The sequence below is a fragment of the Synechococcus sp. MU1611 genome, from assembly GCF_020514255.1.
Classification (GTDB): Bacteria; Cyanobacteriota; Cyanobacteriia; order PCC-6307; family Cyanobiaceae; genus Parasynechococcus.
This window is the reverse complement of record NZ_VTLC01000008.1, coordinates 15,827-31,091: the sequence shown is the minus strand read 5'-3', so window position 1 is coordinate 31,091 and position 15,265 is coordinate 15,827. Positions and strand designations below refer to the sequence as shown.

General features: G+C 60.6%; 12 protein-coding genes. 7 read left to right on the top strand and 5 right to left on the bottom strand.

What is annotated here, in order from left to right; translation table 11 throughout:
* Window positions 1-14: 14 nt before the first annotated feature.
* Genes FZZ92_RS12615 through FZZ92_RS12605 form a run of 3 tightly spaced genes read right to left on the bottom strand, consistent with a single transcriptional unit; the run spans window position 15 to window position 4,638 of the window.
* Entirely contained in the window at window positions 15-1,832 is a 1,818-nt protein-coding gene (locus FZZ92_RS12615; protein ID WP_226423352.1) for an SLC13 family permease, read from the bottom strand.
* Window positions 1,820-3,496 (bottom strand): GTPase HflX, encoded by a 1,677-nt coding sequence (gene hflX / locus FZZ92_RS12610; RefSeq protein ID WP_226423350.1) that lies wholly within the window; start codon window positions 3,494-3,496, stop codon window positions 1,820-1,822. Before hflX ends, FZZ92_RS12615 begins: the two co-directional genes overlap by 13 nt.
* Window positions 3,493-4,638 (bottom strand): NAD(P)/FAD-dependent oxidoreductase, encoded by a 1,146-nt coding sequence (locus FZZ92_RS12605; RefSeq protein WP_226398648.1) that lies wholly within the window; start codon window positions 4,636-4,638, stop codon window positions 3,493-3,495. The genes hflX and FZZ92_RS12605 overlap by 4 nt, the downstream gene beginning before the upstream one ends.
* Window positions 4,639-4,705: 67 nt before the next feature.
* Here FZZ92_RS12605 and FZZ92_RS12600 point away from each other — a divergent pair, with 67 nt between their 5' ends.
* Both FZZ92_RS12600 and FZZ92_RS12595 read left to right on the top strand, forming a co-directional pair.
* On the top strand, window positions 4,706-5,473 hold the full coding sequence (locus FZZ92_RS12600) for a phosphoadenylyl-sulfate reductase (RefSeq protein ID WP_115022657.1): 768 nt from the start codon (window positions 4,706-4,708) through the stop codon (window positions 5,471-5,473).
* Window positions 5,474-6,199, top strand: a complete 726-nt coding sequence (locus FZZ92_RS12595; RefSeq protein WP_226423349.1) for a type III pantothenate kinase — start codon at window positions 5,474-5,476, stop codon at window positions 6,197-6,199.
* On the opposite strand, the gene bcp is transcribed toward FZZ92_RS12595, so the two are convergent.
* Complete coding sequence (gene bcp, locus FZZ92_RS12590; RefSeq protein ID WP_226398646.1) at window positions 6,177-6,644, bottom strand: thioredoxin-dependent thiol peroxidase; 468 nt, start codon at window positions 6,642-6,644, stop codon at window positions 6,177-6,179. The two genes, FZZ92_RS12595 and bcp, sit on opposite strands and share 23 nt — an antisense overlap.
* Window positions 6,645-6,752: 108 nt before the next feature.
* Here bcp and FZZ92_RS12585 point away from each other — a divergent pair, with 108 nt between their 5' ends.
* Window positions 6,753-7,250, top strand: a complete 498-nt coding sequence (locus tag FZZ92_RS12585) for a thymidylate synthase (protein ID WP_226423348.1) — start codon at window positions 6,753-6,755, stop codon at window positions 7,248-7,250.
* Between the two features lie 186 nt (window positions 7,251-7,436).
* Window positions 7,437-8,078, top strand: a complete 642-nt coding sequence (locus FZZ92_RS12580) for an alpha/beta hydrolase (RefSeq protein WP_226398644.1) — start codon at window positions 7,437-7,439, stop codon at window positions 8,076-8,078.
* Between the two features lie 48 nt (window positions 8,079-8,126).
* Here the strand turns inward: FZZ92_RS12580 and FZZ92_RS12575 are convergent, their stop codons facing one another.
* Window positions 8,127-10,292, bottom strand: a complete 2,166-nt coding sequence (locus tag FZZ92_RS12575) for an AAA family ATPase (RefSeq protein ID WP_166017710.1) — start codon at window positions 10,290-10,292, stop codon at window positions 8,127-8,129.
* 156 nt (window positions 10,293-10,448) lie between these two features.
* Here FZZ92_RS12575 and FZZ92_RS12570 point away from each other — a divergent pair, with 156 nt between their 5' ends.
* From FZZ92_RS12570 to FZZ92_RS12560, 3 genes are read left to right on the top strand one after another with little or no spacing between them, the layout of a single operon-like run.
* Window positions 10,449-11,522: an efflux RND transporter periplasmic adaptor subunit gene (locus FZZ92_RS12570; protein WP_166017711.1), complete on the top strand. Its 1,074-nt coding sequence runs from the start codon at window positions 10,449-10,451 to the stop codon at window positions 11,520-11,522.
* Window positions 11,523-11,531: 9 nt separating this feature from the next.
* Window positions 11,532-14,963 (top strand): efflux RND transporter permease subunit, encoded by a 3,432-nt coding sequence (locus tag FZZ92_RS12565; RefSeq protein WP_226398642.1) that lies wholly within the window; start codon window positions 11,532-11,534, stop codon window positions 14,961-14,963.
* Window positions 14,963-15,256, top strand: coding sequence for a hypothetical protein (locus tag FZZ92_RS12560; RefSeq protein WP_226398641.1), 294 nt, complete (start codon window positions 14,963-14,965; stop codon window positions 15,254-15,256). The genes FZZ92_RS12565 and FZZ92_RS12560 overlap by 1 nt, the downstream gene beginning before the upstream one ends.
* Window positions 15,257-15,265 lie beyond the last annotated feature (9 nt).

The window sequence follows — 15,265 nt, the reverse complement described above, 5'->3', positions numbered from 1 at the left end:
CTGACCAGTGTTGTTCAGGATCCGCCGTAATGCCAGAGGATCAAGGCCGGCACCAGAATGGTCATGATCACGGTTAGGCCAAGTCCGTACCGTGTGACATCAAGAAAGCGATAACGGCCCGGACCGAACACCATCAAATTGGTCTGATATCCAACGGGGGTAAGAAAGGACTGACTGGCTCCAAACAGCACCGTGATTAGCAGTGCAGTGGGAGAGAGCTGCAGGGAGGGAGCCAGTTGCACTGCTACGGGCGCCAATAGGGCCACCGAGGCGGCATTGCTCATCACCTGGGTTAAAAGTGTTGTGCCGATGAAGATCACCATCAGTGCGGAGTAGCTCGGCCAGCCCTCCAGCCCCTGCTGGAGCACCAGAGCCAGGGCGTCGGCCAGTCCCGTGTTCTGCATGGCAACACTGAAACTGGTGAGGGATCCCAGCAGCAGAATCACGTCCAGGCGGATCGAGCGCTGCAGTTCTCCGAGGCGCAGGCAGCCGGTGGCGACCACGCTCACCATGGCCAACAGCACAGCGGCCACCAGGGGGATCGGGGTCAGACTGGGCAGCAGCAGCATCGCGAGGGCAATGCTGACCGCCACGGGCTTGCGTCGAACTGTGGGGAGGTCGTCTTCCAGTCGATCCAGGACCAACAGGTCATTGCTGGCCTGCAGACCACGGATGGAGTCGATCGGTGCTTGCAGCAGCAGCACATCGCCTTCCCGCAGGATGACTTGCCCCAGGCGTTCTTGGACGGTCTCTTGGCCGCGGCGCAGGGCGAGAACAGTGGCGTTGTGGCGCTGCCGGAACCGCAGTTCCCGCAGACTGGCACCGGCCAGGGTGGAGCCAGCAGGCAATAAAACCTCCACGGTTTTCTGTCCACTGGCCTCTTCGGTGTTCAGGCTGAAACCAGCGTTCTGCCCCTGGGTTGTGAGCTGAACCGTGTGATCCTGCTGGAGCCGCAGCAGATCAAGGCGTGTGACCCGCAACAGCAGATGATCGCCGGCCTCAAGACGACGGTCCGCCAGGGGTGGCAGGAGTCGCTCTCCACCGCGCTGCAGTTCCAGCACGTCAACGTCGAAACGACGTTGCAATCGACTGTTCAGGAGAGAGCTGCCCACCAGCTCCGACTCGGGTGGGATGCGCACTTCCGTGCAGTAGCTGCTGGTCTTGGGGCTGCCCTCGAGGTCATCCGTGCTGGCACCTCGGTCCGGCAGCAGCACCCTTGGAGCCAACACCAGATAAATGGCCCCTGCCAGCCAGACCGGCAGGCTGATCAGGGTGAAGCTGAACAGATCAAGGGAGCCGTAGCCCAGTTGTTGGCTGATGTCGCTCACCAGCAGATTCACAGAGCTGCCCAGCAGGGTCAGGGTGCCCCCCAGAACCGTGGAAAACGACAACGGCAGTAGCACCCGGGATGGAGAAATACCGCGCCGCTGGCACCAGCCCTCGACCACGGGAAGCAGGGATGCCACCACTGGAGTATTGGGAACCACTCCCGAAACCGGGGCGATGACAAAGGCCATCAGGGCGATCAGGCGGCGTGAGGAACGGATCCGTTCTGATGCGATCAGGGCCCGCAGTCGATCCAGCGCACCACTTTTGAAGAGTGCTGCGGAGACAGGAAACAGTCCCAACAGGGTGATCAGTGCAGGACTGCCGAACCCCGCCAGGGCCTCCTGTGGGTTGAGCACCCCAGTCGCGATCAACAAGCTCAGGCTCAGCAATCCTGTGAGCTCCGGTGCAATTACCCCGGTGATGAACAACACCACCGCCAGACCCAGCACGGCCAGCGTGATCAACGCCTGAGGGTTCTGAAGAGCGTTGCTCAGCTCTGCCATGGCGGCGAGTCGCCGGTCGTCAATTGCGGGGATTCTGCCCTGGGATCAAAAAATTGCTCGCGCATCCACTGCTGCAGGCCTTGCAGCCCATCCCCCCGCACGGCTGAGAGGAACAGTGCATCGGGCTCCCGCTGATGAATCGCTTCGATGGCGGTTGCCTCGCAACGGTCGATCTGATTGGCGATCACCCTGCGCAGGGCGGTGCTGCCGAGGTCATCGAGCAAGCGATGCACGGTGTCCAGGTGGCCTTGCCAGTCGGGGTCAGCCAGGTCCAGCACTAGCAACAGCACATCCGCGTGCAGTGCCTCCTCCAGAGTTGCGCGGAAGGCTTCTACCAGTGGGGCAGGGAGATCGCGAATGAAGCCCACTGTGTCGGTGAGCAGCAGCCGTTGGGGGCGCGCCCCAGGGCAGGGGAGGTCGAGTTTGCGCGTGGTGGGGTCCAGCGTGGCGAACAATTTGTTCTCTGCCAGCACGCGATCGCTCGCCCGTTTGCCACATAAGGCATTGAGCAGGCTGGATTTGCCGGCGTTTGTGTAACCGACCAGGGCCACCCGCGGCAGACCACGCCGCTGATCTCGCAATCGGCTGCGGTGGGATTGGAGCTGGCGCTGATCCCGCAGCAGCCGTTCGATGCGTCGGCTGATGGCTCGACGGTCTTTTTCCAGTTGTGTTTCCCCTGGCCCGCGCGTGCCGATGCCGCCGCCCTGACGCGACAGGCTGCTGCCCCGTCCCAGTAGGCGTGGCAGCCGGTAGCGCAGTTGGGCTAGTTCCACCTGGAGGCGCCCTGCAGCACTGCCGGCCCGCTGGGCAAAGATGTCGAGGATCAGCTCACTGCGGTCAGAGACCGGGCAGCTCAGCAGTCGTTCCAGATTGCGTGCCTGCACTGGGGTCAGCTCCCGGTCTGTGATCACCAGTGAGGCTTGGCAACGACGGATCTCGAGGGCGGCTTCCTGAAGTTTCCCGGAGCCCCAGACCGTCTGGGGATTGGCTTGGCCCCGACGCTGGCTGGTCAGAGCCACGGGCTGGGCGCCGGCACTGCGCACCAGTCCCTCCAGTTCAGCTAATTCACGCTGGTCGCGCTGCCCATCTCCGCTGGTGAGCGTGAGCAGGAGCACCCGCTCCTCTCCGGTGGCGGCTCGGATGGTTGCGGCTTGGGGTTCGTCTGGTGTGAGGGAGCAAAGGTCACGCAGGTCGCCCTGTTCGAACTCTCTCCACCCATCGGGCTGCAGTGGATCAGGAATGAGTAGTTCTGCCGGGCGCCCGCCATCGGCCGAGGGGCACGGTGCAAAGCGCAGCCAGTGCCTCGGGGCGATGTCGAGAGCGACAACAGCGTCGCGGGGATCCTGGTGAAGCCCTTTGCGGGCGAAGGGGCAGCTGATCAGGCGCCAGCCACCGCTGCTCCGCCGCGGTGTTGCTGGCAGGTGCTGCAGCGGTGAATCGCTGCCGGTGAGGGGGCCCAACCAGAGCAGCCGGCAAAGGCCACGGCCGTCGAGCACCAGATGCAGCGGCATCTCGAGATCCAGAACGAGATCCGCCAGTCGTTCGAGGCTCAGCAGATCGGCTCCGCAGCCCTCGGGATGACGCCGATGACTAAGGCGCTCCAGCTGGCGTTGCTGGCTGGGGCGCAGACCGCGGCAGCGCCCTCCCAGGTGGGATTGCTTCAACGGCTCAGCAACCAGGCGCCGGCGGAGCGCAGTCCCAGGGACAGTCCCGGTAGGCGGGTCAGGTACGTGGCCCGTCGCAACTGAAATGCCAGTGGTCCGGCCAGGGTGAATCCCATGCCAGTCAGTGTGGCGTCGCCGACCCCGAGGCTGAGCATTTCGCCACGATCCTCAAACTGGAAGGGTTGCGGCTCTTCCCCCATCCGCAGGCTTGCGATGGCTGCGGCAGTGGCATCCCCCTGCTGCATGGCCACTTGGGCGCTGGCGGGCCATGGGCTGTCCGCCCGCGCTGAGAGATCCCCCAGGGCAAAAGTATTGGCGCTGCCCACCAAGCGCAGGTCATCGTCGACGGCCAGGCGTCCCCTCTCCAGCACTGGTGTAGGCGAGATGGCTGGGATGGAGGGTCTACTCCCTGCAGTCCAGATCAATCCCGCATGACGTAAAACCACGCCATCTGCCAGAACGGCACTATTGGCCTGCACTTCGCTCACGCTCGTGTTCAGCTGCACCACGACCCCTTTGCGTTCCAGCGCTGCCTGGGCTTTCTCCCGATTGAACGCCGTGCTGCTGGGCAGGATTTCATCGCCCATTTCCACCAAGCGAATGCTGGCGGCTCCTTCGATCAGATCCGCGAGCTTGCAAGCCAGTTCCACTCCGGTGGGTCCAGCTCCAACGATGATTAGCCCTGCGTCTCCATCACGCTGCTTGAGCTGAGTGTTGAGCCATTGCTTCAGCCGGCCTACATCGCTGAGATCACGGAAACCAGAGCTGTGCTCCTGCACGCCGGGGATGCCGAAATCATTGACTTTCGAGCCTGTCGCCAGCACCAGTTGGGCCCAGCCCAATCGGCCTCCCGAATCGAGTTCGATGGTTTGGCTGGTTTGATCGATGCCAACAACGGTGTCTTGGATCCAGCAGATGCTGTTATTCAGCAGCTGGTCATAACGGGGGGCAACCTCCCAGGTTTGAAGTTCATCGCTGAGTAGTTCGTACAGCAGCGGTTGAAACAGAAAATGATCCCGAGGTTCGATCAGAACGATGGGGCAGCCGGGCTGCCGACGCTGAAGTGCAAGAGCTGTGAAAAGTCCCCCGAATCCACCACCAACGATCACCACGGCATCCGACGTGGACGAGGGTGAACGCATGAAAGAAACCGCTGGTTTGAGAACGATAGGAAGCACAGCCGGTCCCACGACAGGGGAGGATGGCGTGATGACGGAGGCCCCCGACGCAATGGTGCCCATGGCGGTGCAAAACGACTTGCGCGATGGGCGCAAGCTGCTTGAGACCATGGAGCCGCAGGAGCGTCTGGCCTGGGGGCTGGATCAATTCGGCGACCGATTTGCTCTGACGACCAGTTTTGGTATTCAGTCGGCTGTGCTCCTGCACATGCTGAGCACACTTCCCGGAGGTGACGCTGTTCCGGTGATCTGGATTGATACCGGTTATTTGCCCCCGGAGACTTACTCCTATGCCCACCAACTCACCGATCAGCTCAAGATTCGTCTGGTAGTTCGTCAGAGCGAGATGTCCCCGGCTCGAATGGAGGCCCTGCATGGTCAGCTCTGGGAGTCTGGCCGTGTCGAAGACCTGGAGACCTATCACCGGATCCGCAAGGTTGAACCTCTGGAGCAAGCGCTTAATGACCTCCATACGCGCTGCTGGGCCAGCGGCGTGCGGCGTGGTCAGACCGATCACCGTCGCTCGATGACGGCCTTGGACCCGATTCGGGAGCGCTGGTCATTGAGACCACTTCTCGAGTGGACCCAGCGTGATGTCTATTACTACATGCAATCAAACAATCTCCCTCAGCATCCATTGTTCGAGCAGGGCTATTCCACAGTGGGGGACTGGCATTCCAGTGGCCCTGATGTAGGAGATCTGAGTGGCCGCGACACCCGCTTTGGGGGGCTAAAGCAAGAGTGTGGAATCCATCTGCCCCAGGACGCTGTTGAAGGGTTGATGGGTGAAGGCATCTGAGTGAAGGCGTTTGAACGGAGTAGCGGCCGCGCTCTGCTGATTGGCAACAGTCGCTGGCATTGGGCCCAGCGGACTGAACAGGGAGTTCGTATTGATCACGGTGATCCAGACCCTGGTCGAATCGGCACAGATCCTCCGATCTGGGCGGCGGTGGGGCCGGTGCCCGAGCAGCTCAGGCCTCACCAGGACCTGCGCATTCGTCTGGAGGATGTTCCATTGCCGAAGGCACCTCCTTGGTTGGGTGTGGATCGAGCGCTCGGGGCATGGATGGCCTGGCGACGTAGTCAGGAGCAACAGCTCGACTGTTCCAGGGGGCTGCTTTTGGTGGATGCAGGCACCGTGTTGAGCTTCACCAAGGTTGGTGCGGATGGCTGTTTTGGTGGAGGGCAGTTGCTACCGGGCTATCGCCTGCAGCTCAGGGCCATGGCGGAAGGAACTGTTGGCCTTCCAGCAACGCTGGAGAGTCCTCAAGAGGCCTTCCCAAAAGACATCTTTCCCCAAGAAACGGCGGCGGCCATGCAGCGGGGTGTGTTGCAAGGGTTGCTGGCCGCCATCGCACTTGCCCAGCAGCATTCGCAAGGGTTGCTTTGGATCTGCGGTGGTGACGCTGAGCTGATCAAGACGCACTGGGCCCATGCAACGGAATTGCTGCAGATGGAGACCGATCTTCAGCTGCAGGCTCTGTTGGATCTGGCCGCAGGCATCAGCTCAGTTCGAGATCGCTGATCAATGTGTCGGCCATGGTGGCCGCTTTGACCTTGAGATAAATCCGTTCGATTTTTCCGGCTTCATCAATCAAATAGGTGTGACGCATCATTCCCATGTATTCGCGCCCCATGAATTTTTTCAGTCCGTAGCTCTCATAGAGGCTGGCTACCGCACAGGGCTCCACATCGGTCAGCAGCGTGAAGGGGAGCTCGTATTTGTTGATAAATTTGCTGTGGGATGTGGCTCCGTCCTTGCTGATGCCCAGAACGGTGATGTTGTTGGCCTTCAGTTGATCCCAGCGATCGCGGAAGTTGCAGGCTTCCTTGGTGCACCCAGGGGTGTCATCTTTCGGATAGAAGTACAAGACAACCTTCTTCCCGCGCAGTGAAGCAAGGCTGACGGGTTCACCGTTCTGATCGGGAAGGCTGAAGTCGGGGGCGGCGTCGCCGATTTGCAGGCTCACAGACTGTGCTTTGGCAGTGGCGGCAGCGTACGGCGTTCAGGACAATCCCGGTTCCGGACAAGACTGTTTGTGCTGCCTACCTTGCAACCAACCTGCAGTTGTTGGGCCATGGTGTCGCGGACTCGGGTGGACCAAATTGGACGTTCCCTGGCTGCTTTAGGTCTGTTGGCCATGGGAGCCAGTGCGCTCGTCGCACCGCGTCATGGTCTCTCTTTGGATCAAGCCGCTCCACGGCTGTATGAGGCGAATTTGAGCCGGCAGCTGTTGCAGCGCGAAATCACCTTGCATCAACGCAGTGAAGCCGAAACGCTGCTGATGGATTTCACGCGTGCGCAGATGACGCGCCATTACTGGGGTGAATTCGCAGGCTCCCTGCAGGATCTCGGCCTGTCTGCCAGACCGCAGCTTGTGGCAAAGGTCGATCGCGATGCCGTTCGGACCCGGCTGTGGATTCAGCCTCATCACGGCACGGAGGCTTACCTCGCCGAAGTTGAGCGCTGGGGCGGTCGCCTTCGGATGCGTCACTGCCGCGGCGACCGGGATGGCGTGCGTCTGGTGCATGAAGACCGCTGCCCGGACGGATGGCAAAGGATTCACTTGAATTGACCCGAGATTTCTGCTTTCTTTTGGCGAGGAGAAGGTACAAATCGACCTGAAATATTGAGTCTCGCGAGTCTGTTCTCGCGAAATTCCTGTTATTCGTGTGGTGCTGGCCTTTTCAGAGGCTTGTTTTTGTTGGCGATTTTTCTTTTGGGAGCTATTTTTTTTATTGACGTGCTCTCTTTGTCGTCCGTGTTTTCTCGTCTCGCCGCTGGCCTTCTGGCCGGTGCCTCCCTCGCCGCTCTGGCAGTTCCTGCTGAAGCAGGAACCAAGCGTCCCGTCCGCTGGAACACCGGTGGTGCTGTGTGGACAACCACCTCTTCTGAGTTCAAGACCTTCCTGACCACCGGTGAAGTCACCGATCGTGCTCTGGATGCCGGCATCAACAACTCCGGTTGGACTGCCGAAGAAATCCAGGAAGGTATGACCAAGACCTACGCCGTTGACATCATCGGCGTGTCCCGCTTCCTGTACTCCGACGACGGCGTCAAGTTCCTGAAGGATCAGACCCGTTCCTACTTCCCTTACTGGAAGATGAAGTCCACCTCCGTGGTGGCCCTGCGTTCCGCGATCATCGCCGACTCCATCGACGGTGAAATCTCCTCCGCCAGCATCATGGCTGAGCTGCCCGTGGACTTCCGCCTGGCTGATACCTGCGGCACCTACGACGGCATCCAGAACGTCTGTGCCCCCGACAAGTGCGAAGGCGACGCCCAGTGCACCTCCCTGCTGTCCTGGTACGTCTTCCTGCCCGCTTGCGTGCAGGCCAACTCCGTGCTGCCCGAGCCCGCTGCTCGTTCCGCTTACGTCGCTCCTGCCCGTCCCCTCTGGTGATCAGGCCCTGAGCCCTGTGTCATCGCCCCGGCCTCGGCCGGGGTTTTTTTATGGCTTGATTTGGTTGCCTTTGATCAGTTGATGGCGCATGGGCAGCCGCAGGCCGCCGTCGCCCAGGCCATTCAACGTCCGGCGCAATTCCGCCAGCACCTCGGTTTTGATTTCTCCCATGGCCTGCCGGTAAGGCGACCCCTCGGCCAGCCATCGGTCGGCCAGCTCTTTTCCCCCCGGCAGGGTTAGGGGTTCCAGCCAATCGTCACAACTGAGCTGCCAGCCCGCGTTTGCCAAGAGCTCTTCAGGGCGCTGTTGGAGCTCGAGCCAGCGTTGTTCCTGGGCCACAACAGGGCCTAAGAGCTCCTCTGCGCCCCCGTTCTGCTGCAGAGCACCGGCGGGACCCAGTTCGGCGCGACTGAGCAGCAGCCGTAAGCCCGTCGTCGGGAGGGAATGCCGGTTGATCGCATCCAGTAGCGCCGTCCAGTTCTGCTTTTGCAGGTCTGCTGCGGCGAGCCGTCCTCCGATCCAGTCGAAGGCTTGGGTCGAAGACAGAGTGTCGAGGTTGTCGGTCAGCAGTTGGGGTCGATGCTCAGGTTCGAGCAGATCCAGCTGCGCTTCCAATCGGTTGCGATCCGCTTCGTTGTCGCAAAGCACGGTCACGCCACCTTCCGGGGTGGCCCGCAAGGGATCGATAGCCCAGATCAGCGAACGCATCCCCAAAAGCAGCACTCGATCCCTGCGGGTCCAGGGGATGTCTCGCCAGAGTCGCTCGCGCAGCCGCTGAAGGCGTTCCCCCTCTTGGCCGAGTTGGCGTTGCACCCAGCGGTCCACACCGGGACGGTCGGGTCCGCTGCTGAGCAGCAAGGGCTGGTCGGCCGCCAGTTCCGCGGCCGCGGCGAGTTGGGCTGCCCGGCGTTCTGCCATCCTTTCTCGCCGTTCCCCTTCCCATCCGAGTTGGCCGGGTTGCCAGAACACTTCCCCTTGCAGTGCAGAGGGGAGGTATTGCTGTTCCACCCAGTGTTCGGCATAGGCGTGGGGGTAGCGGTAGCCCGCGCCGTCGCCAAAGGCGGCTCCGTCTCGGTTGGCATCGCGCAAGTGCCCGGGCACGTCCTGCTGACGGGCGGCGCGGACCGTTTTCAGGGCATCAAAGAAGCCCAGAACGCTGTTGCTCTTTTCGGTACCCGCCAGGTAAAGGGCGGCCTGGGCTAGCGGATACAGCCCTTCCGGCAGTCCCACCCGTTCGAAGGCAGCGGCACAGGCTTCCACCACAACAATGGCCTGCGGGTCGGCTAGGCCGATGTCTTCCCCCGCCGCGATCAGCATCCGGCGGAAAATGAAGCGCGGGTTCTCGCCGGCCTCCACCATGCGCGCCAGCCAGAACATCGCCGCATCGGCATCTGAGCCCCGCAGCGATTTGATGAAGGCGCTGATGGTGTCGTAGTGGGCATCGCCGTGCTTGTCATAGAGGACCGCCCGCTGTTGGATCGATTCCTCGGCGATGGCCAGATTGATCTGAATCACCCCCTCGCCATCGGGCTCCGAACTTTCCACCGCCAGTTCAAGGGCATTGAGAAGGCTGCGGGCGTCACCACCCGCCACGTCCACGAGGTGGTCGGTGGCATCGCTGCTGATGACGATCGACCGGTCGCCGTAACCCCGTTCCCCATCAGCAAGGGCGCGTTGTAGCAGCCGCTGCAAATCCTTCGGCTCCAGTGGCAACAGACGAAACAGCCGGGAACGGCTGACCAGCGCTTTGTTGACTTCGAAATAGGGGTTCTCCGTGGTGGCACCGATCAGGGTGACGGTTCCGTTCTCCACCCATGGCAACAGCGCATCCTGCTGGGCACTGTTGAAGCGGTGCACCTCATCGATGAACAGGATCGTGCGCAATCCATGCCGTTCCAGCCGTTGGCGTGCAGCATCCACCTCGATCCGCAGGTCCTTTACGCCTGCGAGAACGGCATTGAGGCTGCTGAAGTGAGCGCGGGTGTGGTTGGCAATGATCCGCGCCAGGGTGGTTTTGCCGACCCCTGGCGGTCCATGCAGGATTAGGTTGCCAACCCGATCGGCCTTGATGGCGCGACGCAGTAGCCGTCCGTCCGCCAAGATCCCACTCTGGCCCTCAAATTCCTCCAGCGTGCGAGGGCGCATCCGGTCAGCCAGGGGGGCCAGCCGCCGCCGTTGCTGCTCACCGTGAAAAGCGAAGAGGTCCTGACCCAACGGACAATCGGCGTTGACCCAGTGTCCCTGACGTTCTCAATCGGCGCTGGAACTGGTCCGAATCGAACGTTTTTGGGCGTGTCGGTTCCCAGAGGTGCAAACCCTGTGCGGCCAGGCTCTCAGGAACGCTGCATAATCCGAGAAAGCCTTTTTGCCGTGCGTCATCCGCAGCGACTCCTGCTCACCCTCGCCGCCCTGATCACGGTCAGTTCCTGCAAGAGCGAAGCACCGAAGCCGCCGCCGCCGAAGGTGCAGGCCGTCTCGACCCAGATGGCTGAATTCACTGAGGGTGTCGACACCGTCAGCACGTTGGAAGCCAGCAATCTTGTCGAGCTCGCCGCCCAGTCGGGAGGTCGAATCCTTGAGTTGAAGATTCGCCAGGGTGATGAAGTCGAAGCCGGTGAATTGCTGGTGGTGCTTGATCAAGTCGAGAAAAAGGCCAAAGCCGAAACCGCTAGAGCCAACTACGAGCGCTACAAATATTTGACTGAGACAGGAGCTGCATCACAGAAGGAATTGGATCGTTATCGCACCCAGTACATCTCGGCGAAGGCCGAGCTTGATTACAACAACTTGACTTCTCCTTCTGCTGGCACGGTCGCTGATGTGAACGTGAAGGTTGGCGATGTGATTCAGCAAGGCCAGGTGTTCACCAGCCTGGTGCAAAACAACGAACTCGAAGCACGGGTCGAGGTGCCCGCAGTCTTCTCCTCTCGTCTGGCCCTTGGGCAGCCGGTGCTGCTCAGTGCGCCGGGTAGTTACGACCTGCTTGCCACCGGAGAGGTGGGCTCGATCGACCCCCGAGTCAATAAGCAGACCCAGGGATTGCTGGTGAAGGCGGTCTTCCCAAATGAGGATGGAAAACTGCGGGATGGTCAACGTCTTCGCACCCGGGTTCAGATCAAGGCTGAAGAAGAACTTGCCGTTCCTTTTGCAGCCGTTACCCAGACGTCAGGCCAGAGCTTCGTGTTCCGCCTCGGCACGTTTGAGGAGCTCAAGGAGAACCCCGGCAAGGCTGATATTGAAACCCTGGAGAAGGGAATCAAGGCCGGCAAGCTGCCCGCTGACGCCAAGTTCGCCCTGCAAACGCCGGTCACGGTGGGCGAATTGGAGAACCAGCTCTACCCGATCACCAAAGGCCTTGAAGCCAACCAGATGGTGGTCACCACCAATCTGCTCAACCTGAAACACGGCATGCCCGTGCAGGTGCAACCCGCCAAGGCGAACTGAGGTTGAACGATGTCTGCATCCAATAACTTCATTACCAGGCCTGTTCTCAGCACGGTCTGCAGCCTGTTGATCGTGATCGTCGGTTTGATCGCGATTCCGATCCTTCCGATCGAAAACCTTCCAGACATTGCTCCGCCAACGGTGAAGGTGCAGTCCACCTACGTGGGCGCAGATGCGGTTGCTGTTGAGCAGGGGGTGACCTCCGTTCTCGAGCAGCAGATCAATGGGGTGGAGAACATGGACTTCATCACCTCCAACAGCTCGTCGGATGGTGTGAGTTCGATCTCGGTGTCATTTGCAAGCGGCACCGACGGCAACATCAACCAGGTGAATGTTCAGAACCGCGTCTCCCTGGCGGAGCCGCAGTTGCCCGAGGAGGTGCGCAAGTCGGGTGTGACGGTCAACAAGGCCTCCAACTCGATTCTGCTCGTCTACAACTTCGTCAACGAAGACCCCTCCAAGACCGAATACTCGGTGGAGACGATCAGTGGATATCTCGATAAGAACCTCACCGACAACGTCAAGCGGGTGAAGGGCGTCGGCGACGTCACTTACTTCGGCAACAGAAAGATCGCCTTCCGGCTCTGGCTGGATCCGGAGAAACTGACGGCCAATAATCTCTCGGCCACAGATGTGGTCAATCAGCTGCGCAGTCAGAACCGTCTGGTGCCTGCTGGCCAGATTGGCGGTGCCCCTGCTCCTGAAGGTCAGGAGTTCACCTTCACCGTTCAGCTGCAGGGACGTCTGACCAGCACCCAGGAATTTGAGAACATCATTCTGAGAACCACCGATGCCGGTGGTCTGGTGCGGCTCAAGGATGTGGGCCGGGTGGAGCTCGGAGGTGAGACCTACGGCATCGATGCCATGGATCTCAACGGCACGCCTTCGGTGGGTATTGCCATCTACCAGCTCTCCGGCAGTAACGCCATTGAGGTCTCCAACGGCGTCAAGGACGTGCTCGGTGAGTTCGAGAAAACCCTGCCGGTCGGCCTCGGGGTGCAGAAGATCTACGACACCACCGACTTCATCAACCAGTCGATCAAAGGTGTGACCAACTCCCTGCGGGATGCGGTGATTCTGGTGGTGCTGATTCTGTTCCTGTTCCTTCAGAACTGGAAGGCCACGCTTGTTCCCGCCATTGCGATTCCAGTGGCGTTGATCGGCACCTTCGCTTTGGTGCTGGCCTTCGGTTTCTCGCTCAACCAGCTCACACTGTTTGGTTTGGTGCTGGCGACCGGCCTTGTGGTTGACGATGCCATCACGGTGGTGGAAGACACCTCAGCCAAGAAGGCTGAGGGCATGACCTCCGTGCAGGCCGCCATGGAAACCATGGATGAGCTGTTTGGGGCTGTGATCGCCACTTCCCTAGTGAAGATGGCGGTGTTCCTGCCGGTGCTGTTTTTCCCCGGTGCTACCGGCACGATCTACAAGCAGTTCGCCGCCACGATCCTCTTTTCGATCGGCATCTCCACCTTCAACGCGCTGACGTTCTCGCCGATGCTCTCGGCCCTGCTGCTGTCCCGCGAGACCAAGGAGCTCAGCCGCAATCAGTACGCCACGGCCGGGGTTGTCCTTGGTTTCATCTACGGCCTTCTCAGTGCTGGCAATGGAGCCGCCGCCGCCCTGATTCCCACGGTGATCGGTGCCGTGATCGGCTTCATCGCCGGCAAGATCACCGGTCTGCCCCTGCGTCTTCCCTTCACCGCTGGTGGAGCTGCAGTGGGCGTGATCACCACCGGAGTGATCTTCACCAATCCGATCCCTGTGGTGTTGTTCACCGCCATCGGTGGCGGTGTTGGCTACTTCGTTCCCCTGATCTTCATCAACTTCAATCGCCTCTACGGCGGCTTTGAGAAGCGCTACGCCACGATCCTCGATGGCGTGCTGAAGGCTCGTCCGATTGTGATGGCGGCTCTGGCTGCCGGCATCCTGCTCACCGGTTTTGCCTTCACCCGCATTCCTGGTGGTTTTGTGCCGATTGAAGACCAGGGTTACGCCATCGGTTTCGTGCAGGCTCCTGATGGGGTCTCCAACGCGAAAACCCTGGAGATCAACCGTGAGGTGGCCGAAGTGATGCGCTCGGAAGAAGACATCTCATCGGCTGCTCTCTTCAGTGGCGCCAGCCTCGATGGCAACGCCCCCAACAAGGGTCTGTTCTTCATTGGCATGAAGCATTGGGATGAACGTCCCGGTAATGACCACACCGTGGGTGCTGTGGTGAAGCGCCTCAACGCCAAGTTGTACGGCGCTATTGATGGCGGTCGGGTGTTTGTGGTCGAACCCCCGTCGATTCCCGGCTACGGCACCGGTGGCGGCTTCGAGTTCCAGCTGCTTGACCAAAGCAGCGGTGTGTATTCGCTGAATGAATTTTTCGGGTCTGCCCAGCAGATCATTCAGACGGCGAACACCGATCCCGTCCTGAATCAGGTCTATTCGTTGTTCTCGCCGCAGGCTCCGCAATACAAGATCGATGTTGACCGGGAGCAGATGGCCTCCCTCGGTGTCGACTTCGGTTCAGCCATGTCGGCCTTCAGTGTCAACTTCGGTGGTGCCTACGTGAACGACACCTTCCAGGAAGGCAAGGTGCGGCGGGTTTATGTGCAGGCGGATGAGGTGAGCCGGGCCACCCCACAGCGGCTGTCAGCCATCTACGTCGCCAATGCCCAGGGTGAACAGATTCCACTCTCGGAATTCTTCACGGTGAAGCAGACGGTGGGCCCGAGCGTCATTCCTCACTTCAACCTCTACCGCTCGATCAAGATTGACGGCACCCCCAAGGAGGGCAATAGCTCGGGTCAGGCGATCGGGGCGATGAAGCAGATCTTCAACACGGGTAGTTACCAAGGCCTCGGCTTCGACTGGACCGGAATCTCCCGAGAGGAAGTGAAGGCCGGATCCCTGGCCGTTGTGATCTTCGCCCTGGGCATCCTGGCTGTGTTCCTTGTGCTCTCCGCCCAGTACGAGAGCTACACCGATCCGATCATCATCTTGCTGACGGTGCCCACGGCCCTGCTGGGAGCGCTTGTGTTCCTAGGGGCGGCCGGTCAGGTGCTCAACATCTATGCCCAGGTGGGACTGGTGATGTTGATTGGTCTTGCAGGCGGCAACGCGATTCTGATTGTCGACTTGGCTAACCAGAAGATGGGAGAAGGAGCCTCCGCCCTGGAAGCTGCCACGTTCTCGGCCAAGTCGCGCTTGCGGCCCATTCTGATGACGGCGATCTCCTCCCTCACCGGTTTCTTGCCGTTGATGTTGGCCAGTGGTGCTGGTGCCCAGAGTCAGTCGTCCCTGGGTTTGGTGGTGTTCGGGGGTCTGCTGGTGGCCACCTTCCTCTCAACCCTGGTGGTTCCTGTCTTCTACGTGGTGATGAAGACCTTGTTGGGACAAGACGAAGCCAAGCCTCCTGAGGATGGCGCTACTCCCACCCCGCAACCAAGTTGATGTCTGAGCCGAAGCTTGAGGTGAATCAGCGCAAGTCCTTCAGTGGCATGCGTGTTTTGATTGCTGTGGCCATTGGCGCTGGCCTTGGTTTGGCTGTTGCCTATTTCCTCAAGGTGTTGATCGACAACAGCCCGGCCGAGATCGATGTTGGCCGCTTGCGTCTCTTCTATTTGATGGTGATCACCTCAGGAGGCTTGGGTGGGTTTGCGATTGAGACGATGCGTCAGCTGCAGGAAGATGCCACCGATCCGGCCTACCGGCATTACAACTCCCATCGTGGTCGTCGTCGCTGAGGAATCAAT